We start from the raw sequence: 8,317 nt of genomic DNA on the forward strand, positions 1-8,317 counted from the left end.
TATTAATAGGTAAGAATTTCCAATCCTGTCTCTGTCATCAAGAAGGTATGTTCCCATTGGGCGGAGGGTAGTTCATCCTCGGTGATGACTGTCCAACCGTCTTCCTCGTCGATAAATACTTTCCAAGTACCCATGTTAATCATAGGCTCGATCGTAAAGACCATACCCGGAACTAAAAGCATCCCAGTTCCTTTCCGTCCGAAATGACAAACTTCCGGTTCCTCATGGAATTCCAGACCGACGCCATGTCCGCATAAATCCCGTACGACAGAGAATCCGTTTTTCTCCGCATGCTTTTGAATAGCGTTGCCTATATCACCGACGAATCCGAACGGCTTCGCCGCTTTTATACCGATCTCCAGACATTCCTTGGCGACCTGTACCAATTTCTGCTTTTTCGGAGATACGTTCCCGATCATGAACATGCGGGACGCATCCGAATAATAACCATCTAAAATCGTTGAGACATCCACATTAATAATGTCACCGTCTCTTAGGATCTCCTTCTCACTGGGAATACCGTGACAAACGACCTCGTTGATAGAGGTACATACACTTTTAGGGAACCCCTCATAGTTTAAGGGGGCTGGAATCGCTCCATGCCCTACCGTATAATCATACACCAATTTATCGATAACAGCTGTAGACATACCTTCTTTAATCTCCTTCTGGATTAAATCCAGCACCCCTGTATTGATCACGCTACTTCTGCGGATGCCCTCAATCTGCTCTGGAGTCTTGATAAGCTTGCGGGTGGGTACTAAATGTCCTTTATTTTGGATATATAGGATTTTCTTGTCTAATTCGGTGAGAGGTTGCCCCTTGATAGGCTTCCAATTGTTTACTGTTCTACGTGACATATTAATTCGTTTTACTCAAAATGTAGTGTAAAGGTATGACTTTTTAAGATACCCTGTCTTGTAGATACTCTTTATTTATCCAAATAGCTCTTCTTGAAGATATCTATACAAAGAAGGAATAAGGATAGTAACAACGGCCCGAAGATGATCCCCATAAATCCGAATAAGGACAACCCGATTACGACTCCGAAGACGGTGATTAACGGATGTATATCCGCCAACTTCTTTTGTAGGATAAAACGAATCAGATTATCGACGTTCGTAATGACAAGCAAGGCATAAATAGCCAATCCCAAGGCATGTACCCAATCTCCGTTTAAAGCCATATAAGCCGCCAACGGAACCCAGACCAATGCGGTCCCTACAATGGGAATGATCGTAGCGATACAAGTGAGAAACCCAAATAACAGCGGATCGGGAGTCTGAAAGATAAAGTAACCGATCACCGCTACGATACCTTGTATAACCGCCAAAAGAGGGATACCTATGGCGTTTGATTTTACGATCATATTGATCTCGTTGAGTACCTCATCCTTGTTTTGATCACTGAAGGGGAATAAGGTGTATAGATAGTTTTCCATTTTTCTTCCGCCTATCAGCATGAAGTACAGAATGAAAATCAAGACGACGACATTTACGGCGAAACTGCTTATGCTACCCACTAAAAACTGTCCGATTTGTGGGAGTATAGAGGCCGCTTTTAATAAGTTTCCTCTATCCAGTACATCAAACCCGGTCTTTTCCTGAACTAGATCCGCTATATGTTGGCCTGTATTTAGCAGTACAGTCGGGTCTAAATTAATATTTTGAGTTTTGTTGATTACCAACCAGATCGCCAATGTGATTGGGATTAAGAAACATAAGATTGTTTCCCCCAGTAACAGTAAAGCTGCAAAAGCCGGTCTCATATTTAGCTTTTCTGTCAGGTGGAACATCTGTCCACGCAGCAATATATAGATGGTGAATGCTCCAAGTATACCTCCAAGAAACGGGGTAATCTTAAAAAATAGAATTACCCCTAGTCCTAATATAATGGTGATCAATGAGTATCTCCAGTAATGTTCTTTTACGTTTTCCATATACATTCATGCCCTTATTTATCTAAAAACAAGATAGGAGAAGTCATTGTTTATTGGATTTCTTATTCTTTGGAGAGCCGTTTACCTTCGATGAAGGTCTCTTGAATCTCTATATCGTTGTTGAAAATGATGATATCGGCATCCTTTCCTTTCTCCAATGTTCCTTTACGGTCTAAAATACCCATTAGGCGGGCTGGGCTTTCGGAAGCCATACGAACAGCGTCGTGCAATGGAATTTCCGCTTTCTCGACTAAGGTACGGATCAAGCGGATTCCGGTAGCTATACTTCCTGCGATAGCTGAGCGATCGGCTAATTTACATACGCCTTCCTCGATAATTACCCGGGAGTCCGGAAAATGTTCCGTACCGTTATCGCAAGCGGCGGCGGCCATTGCGTCCGTGATTAAGGACGTACGTTCTACCCCTTTGATTTGATATACCAACTTTAAGATTGCTGGTGGTACGTGGATACCATCGGCTACAACTTCAACGGTCATATCTTTCATGAGATAAATACCTTCTACTGTTCCTTCATGTTTATACTCACGGTCTTTATGGACGGAAGTCATGGCATTGTAGAAGTGGGTAGCATGGGTGAATCCGGCTTCGTATGCTTTTTTCACTTGGAGATAATCGGCTGTGGTGTGGGCTAGTGAAACCAACACACCATGAGCTGACGCATATTTACCGAATTCCAAAGCCCCGTCAAGCTCGGGGGCGGCGCTCCAGCGTTTAATACATTGGGTACTGTTTAGTAATTCCTTATATTCTTGGGGATCGGGCGGGTAAATATAATTAGGGTCTTGTCCGCCTTTCATAGCCATATTCAAATAGTTGCCTTCGAGATGTAATCCCATGATGCGGGCTCCCTGTTCCGGGTGGTTCATGATGTGCTCGCAGGTCTTGATCGCTTCCCGGAAGGTATCGATAGGGGCAGCTGCCAATGTAGAATATAAAGCCGTTGTTCCCTGTAAAGCATGTGCTCTTGTGATCGCATAGAACGCTTTCGGGGTAGCTTCCGTGAAATCATGTCCGTTGCCGCCGTGTACATGCGTGTCGATACAGCCGGGAGCCACATAATATCCTTTTGCGTCGATGATCTCCGCATGAGGAATCTCCCGGTTTTGCCCGGTGATCTCCACTATTTTCCCATCCGAGATGATGATTTGCCCGTTTGGTAGGAGGCCCGAAGGAGTTAATACTTTTGCGTTTATGATTTTAAGAAATGCGCTTTCCATATATCTTGTTTTTAGTCTTTTGGAATCAGTAATAAGTTATCCTTATAGGACAACGGGGGATTATATTGGATTTCCCGGTTGCCCCTCGGGGTAGCGGATCGTAAGAGTGGTGACTGGCCGATTATCTCGTAAATAGCTTGTCCTAATAAAGGATCCTTCAAATCTCCGAATTCAGCTAGATCACTCTTGAATTCATCAATAGCTATATCGGGATGAAATCCGTCTTCATAATCAGCTTCCCGATCCTTATTATAAATATGGAAAGTGACGGGAGAAAGTATCCAGCCATATTTTTTAGATTCATTGTAGATCGTCATACCGACGGTCTTGCCAAAAGTCTGCTTACCGATAACCCGAACGTCTAGATAAGATCGTAGCGAGTTAATGATAAGTTCGGAGGCAGAAGCCGTAGTTGAACCTGTCAAAACAAATAGCCGTTGTAGGTTTAAGTTTCCCGCCATGACCTCGGTCGTTTTGAGCAAAGGCAAGGTCTCATTTTTATTGGAGTTTTTATCGTTATACTCCATGATACATAAAGGTTCTCCTAAAACGTTTTCACGGACTAATAGCGAAGCCAGTAATTGGGCGCAATTGACAAGCCCACCCCCATTATAGCGTAAATCAAGTACGAACTCATTGACGTTGCGGCTTTTGAATTTTTCGAAGAGTTGTTGCAAATAAAGATTATAACTAGTGTCGCTATAATCGTATTCATCTGGTCCGGAGGCGAAATGGTTGTACATCAAATAGCCGATTCGCTTATTGCCATATGTGTATACGGAATCTTTTAGGAATGGGGTGTCTTCTACCGTTCGGGATGCGTTCAAGGTAACTCTTCGGGTGGAGACGAATCCCTTGGTGTTTCCTATTTCTTTTCCTAGTTGGAGGGATACGCTGCCTCCGCTTCTCAATACATCATAGTCTTGGATAGAACCCAAGGAGCCGTTTACGCCAAGTATCCAGTCTCCCCGTTTCAATCCGGCTTCTTCGGCGGGTGAATCCTTTAATACATAAAGGACAATGGCTATTTTATAGGTACTGCCTCCGTCTTTAAGGTTGGAAGTCGCGAAATCGAATCCATATGAGTTGTTTGCGTCGTAAATGCTCTTTGTTACGGTCGCTTTCTCTAATTGGGAAAAGTAATGATGACCTTCAGGAAGATCTTTCCCGTCTTTATCGGATAACAGGCCCTTGAAGAAGGTCTCCGGATCAAGACTAAAGTCCAAGGAACTTTTATCCGGGAACTCGGAATACCAAAGATAATTCTCTCGCATCGTTTGCTCGATCCATTGATTTACTTCATTGTCGGTTGCCGGAATATCGATATCATCTTTCTCGCAAGCGGAGAATGCTAAAAGGCCAAGGATAACGATCGTATAATACTTATAATTCATAGTGGATATATATTAAAAACAGCCCTTCTCTCAATAACGGAAAAGGGCTGTTGATATTGTTAAGGACAAATATACGCTATATTTTCTTCTCGATAACCGCTTGAACAACATTTAATACATAATCGCCCAGCTTTTCACTTTCACTAACCATGTCCATGTAATAAACGCCATCTTGATATTGGTACAGCTTATTGTTGATATCTTCGATATTCCGGCTCTTCAACTGGTTACGGTAGTTGTTGATCTCGTTCTCTATGTTATAAGAAGGATTGATATCATCATGCACGAGCTCCGGCTTATGCAGAATTACGTTCATGCGGCTTAACGCCCCGGATACCAATTCGAACATATGATCCAGATGCTTGTTTTGCTCCTCCGTGAATTCGGATTTGAACTCGTTTCTGCGTTTGATACTTCGGGCAAGGTTATTACAAGAATCCGCTATACTCTCGATTTCCGAGACGGCACGTAGCATGATACGGATTTCTTCCTTACTTTCAGAACTCAAACGGCCTTCCGATACTTCAGTCAAGTAATTCGCGATCTCGATCTCCATGCGGTCGCTGATATTCTCGTATTTCTCTACACGGCTATACGTCTTGAGGAAGGTCTCCTCATTCTTCTCGTAAAATAATTCTTTCACCATATTAAACATCCTAGCCGTACGCTCGGCGAATAATGAGATTTCTTTATGAGCTTGTAGGATGGAAAGCTCGGCGGTGGATAACATACCTCCCGTGATATAGCGAAGGCGGTATTCCTCGTCTTCCACCTTGGGCTTGATAAGCGTACATACGGTCTTTTCGATCAAGCTTACGAACCAGATCATAATGAAAGTATTACTGATATTGAATGCAGTGTGGAACGCTGCCAGTTTAAAGGATACCGCCACAGCCGGATCACTGACCTTCATTACATGGGTAACAAACCATGAGACGGCATTCGTGAAAGGGTAGAAGAGCACCAAAACCCACATGACACCGAAAACGTTGAAAACAAGGTGCGCTAACGCGGCTCGTCGTGCTTGTGTGTTTCCGGTTAATGCGGCTAAGTTGGCCGTAATCGTGGTTCCGATATTCTCGCCTAATACCAAAGCGACTCCCAAATGATAATCGATCCAGCCGTTGGCGCACATAATCAATGTAATAGCCATCGTGGCGGCGGAGGCTTGTACGATCATGGTTAAGATCGCTCCGATAAATAAGAACAAGATGATGGAGAAAAATCCCATATCCGTATAATTCTGCACGAAAGCCAGCATTTCCGGATTCGCTCCGAGGTCCGGGGCGTTTGCCTTTAAACTTTGAAGGCCCATGAACAGGAACGCGAAACCAAAAACAAATTCACCAATTGATTTACGAGAGCTTTTTCCTGAGAAGAAGAGTGGGAGAGCGAAAGCTAAAAGGGGAAGGGCGAATGCGGCGATATCGACCTTGAAACCGAGGGCGGAGATAAGCCATGCCGTTACCGTGGTTCCGATGTTGGCACCCATAATGACTCCGATGGATTGGGTCAATGTCAAGAGTCCGGCATTCACGAAACTCACGACCATAACCGTCGTAGCCGATGATGATTGGATAAGAGCCGTTATTAACACCCCGGTGAGCATACCGGTTACTCTGTTCGTGGTCATCGCGGTTAGTATTCGCCGTAAACTGTCACCCGCAAATTTTTGTAACCCTTCACTCATGATCTTCATTCCGTACAAGAACAGCGCCAAGGAGCCGATCAGCCGGAGAAAATCAAAAAAAGAATAGTCCATTTAAATTACGTTTAAGTGGATTGTATATCCGATTAATATTCCTAACTTTAGGGGGCGAATTTACAAATAATAACTGAGATAGTATGTCTGAGACAATAACAATTTACTGCAAAAATAATAATACCTACAAGGATGTACCCATTGGTTCTTCGTTGTTGGACATTTATACGGCGGTTGGCGCTCCGCTTCGGTACAGGCCGATGAACGCGCAAGTGAATAATAAGACGGAAAGCTTGAACTTCCGTTGCTGGCAACCGAAGGATATCGAATTTATCGACTATACTCAATTATCCGGATTGAGAACCTATGTCCGCTCGCTTTGCCATATATTTTCCAAGGCGGTGTATGATATTTGGCCGACGGCGACCTTAAATCTGGAACATCCGGTATCGAAAGGTTACTATTGCGTGATCCATAACGGCAAGAACATCGATCTGGAGACGATCGAGAAGATCAAGAAACGTATGTGGGAGTTGATTGACGCGGATCTTCCTTTCCTCCATAAGAGTGTCCGTACGGTGGATGCCGCCGTATTGTTCAGGGAGCGGGGTATGAATGATAAGGCTCGCTTAATAGAGACGGCGGGATTGCCTTATACCTCTTATTATGAGTTGGAAGGTTATATCAACTTCTTTTATGGCTGTTTAACCCCTTCGACCGGCTATATCCAATTGTTTGACTTGGAACCGTATATGGATGGCGTTTTGCTCCGTATCCCGAAGCAGACCGATCCGATGGAATTGCAGCCTGTCATCAAGCAGGATAAGATGTTCGAGGCTTATAAGGAACACCTTACATTGCAGCGGACTGTCGGCTTAGATAATGTGGGGGATTTGAATTTAGCGATAGAGAAAGGCCGCTCTCAGGATATAATCCTTGTCTCTGAGGCGATGCAGGAAAAACAGGTTGCCAAGATCGCCGAAAAGATCGCCGATGGATATAAAGAGGGCATCCGTATCGTCTTGATCTCCGGCCCTTCTTCTTCGGGAAAGACTACGTTTTGCAAGCGTTTGCAAGTACAATTGACGACTAACCTGCTTCATCCGGTAGGAATTTCTTTGGATGATTATTTCTTGAATCGGGAAGATACACCGAAAGATGAGCATGGCGAGTATGATTTTGAATCTTTGTATGCGCTGGATTTACCTTATTTTAATAAGGATTTGAAGAAGTTGTTATCCGGGGAAGAGATCGATTTGCCGACTTTTAATTTCGAGACCGGCCAACGGGTTTTCAAAGGGAAGAAGCTTAAGCTTCGTGAGAACTCGATCTTGGTGATAGAAGGTATCCATGCCTTGAATCCGGAGCTGACGGAGTTTATCGACGATAAATATAAGTATCGGGTGTATGTCTCGGTCTTGACCTCTATCTCCTTGGATAACCACAACTGGATACCCACGACGGACAATCGCCTGCTGCGCCGTATCATCCGGGATTATCGCTTTAGGGGATATTCGGCGGAAGATACGATCAACCGTTGGCCGAGTGTTCGCCGGGGTGAGGACAAATGGATCTTTCCCTATCAGGAGAATGCGGACGCTATGTTTAACAGCGCCATGTTGTATGAGCTGGCCGCCTTGCGCAAATTCGCGGAACCGATCCTCGCACAAGTGCCGGAGAGTAGTAAGGCGAATGCGGAGGCGTATCGTTTGCTCCGTTTCCTCCGCTACTTTAATTACATCCCGACGGAGGAACTTCCCGGAACTTCCTTGCTCCGTGAATTCTTGGGGGGAGGAAGCTTCAAGTACTAGGTAGAATCAGACTCTATAAAGCCTTTAAAAAAAGACGTACGTGTTTTTCCGAAAACATGTACGTCTTTTTTTGAAAACACGTACGTGTTTTTTTTGAGGTCATACTTACTTTGCCGATGCAGTATATATCCTATGTCCGGAGAAGATATACTTCAAGTGGCATCGAAGTATATCTTCGAAAAAAGACCACTTCGCCTTTTTGTATTATCTTTATCGCCAACAAATAATACGCA

General features: G+C 44.1%; 6 protein-coding genes. 1 reads left to right on the forward strand and 5 read right to left on the reverse strand.

Annotated elements, in window-relative coordinates:
• Positions 1 to 2: 2 nt before the first annotated feature.
• The 5 genes from map to DWX33_RS09620 form a co-directional block, all read right to left on the reverse strand.
• Complete coding sequence (map, locus tag DWX33_RS09600) at positions 3 to 860, reverse strand: type I methionyl aminopeptidase (RefSeq protein WP_008779030.1); 858 nt, start codon at positions 858 to 860, stop codon at positions 3 to 5.
• 71 nt (positions 861 to 931) lie between these two features.
• Positions 932 to 1,945 carry an AI-2E family transporter gene (locus DWX33_RS09605; protein ID WP_005863489.1) on the reverse strand — a complete coding sequence of 338 codons (1,014 nt, stop codon included), beginning with the start codon at positions 1,943 to 1,945 and terminating at the stop codon, positions 932 to 934.
• 56 nt (positions 1,946 to 2,001) lie between these two features.
• Positions 2,002 to 3,177, reverse strand: coding sequence for an N-acetylglucosamine-6-phosphate deacetylase (nagA, locus tag DWX33_RS09610; protein WP_122380283.1), 1,176 nt, complete (start codon positions 3,175 to 3,177; stop codon positions 2,002 to 2,004).
• Between the two features lie 11 nt (positions 3,178 to 3,188).
• The gene (locus DWX33_RS09615) at positions 3,189 to 4,571 is read right to left on the reverse strand and encodes a S41 family peptidase (RefSeq protein WP_122380284.1); all 1,383 of its coding nucleotides are present in this window, start codon (positions 4,569 to 4,571) and stop codon (positions 3,189 to 3,191) included.
• Between the two features lie 76 nt (positions 4,572 to 4,647).
• Positions 4,648 to 6,333: a Na/Pi cotransporter family protein gene (locus DWX33_RS09620; protein WP_022191856.1), complete on the reverse strand. Its 1,686-nt coding sequence runs from the start codon at positions 6,331 to 6,333 to the stop codon at positions 4,648 to 4,650.
• An 83-nt stretch (positions 6,334 to 6,416) separates the two neighbouring features.
• Here DWX33_RS09620 and DWX33_RS09625 point away from each other — a divergent pair, with 83 nt between their 5' ends.
• Positions 6,417 to 8,084 (forward strand): nucleoside kinase, encoded by a 1,668-nt coding sequence (locus DWX33_RS09625; RefSeq protein ID WP_008773059.1) that lies wholly within the window; start codon positions 6,417 to 6,419, stop codon positions 8,082 to 8,084.
• Positions 8,085 to 8,317: the final 233 nt, after the last annotated feature.

The sequence above is a fragment of the Parabacteroides sp. AF19-14 genome, from assembly GCF_003635485.1.
GTDB classification, from domain to species: domain Bacteria; phylum Bacteroidota; class Bacteroidia; order Bacteroidales; family Tannerellaceae; genus Parabacteroides; species Parabacteroides distasonis.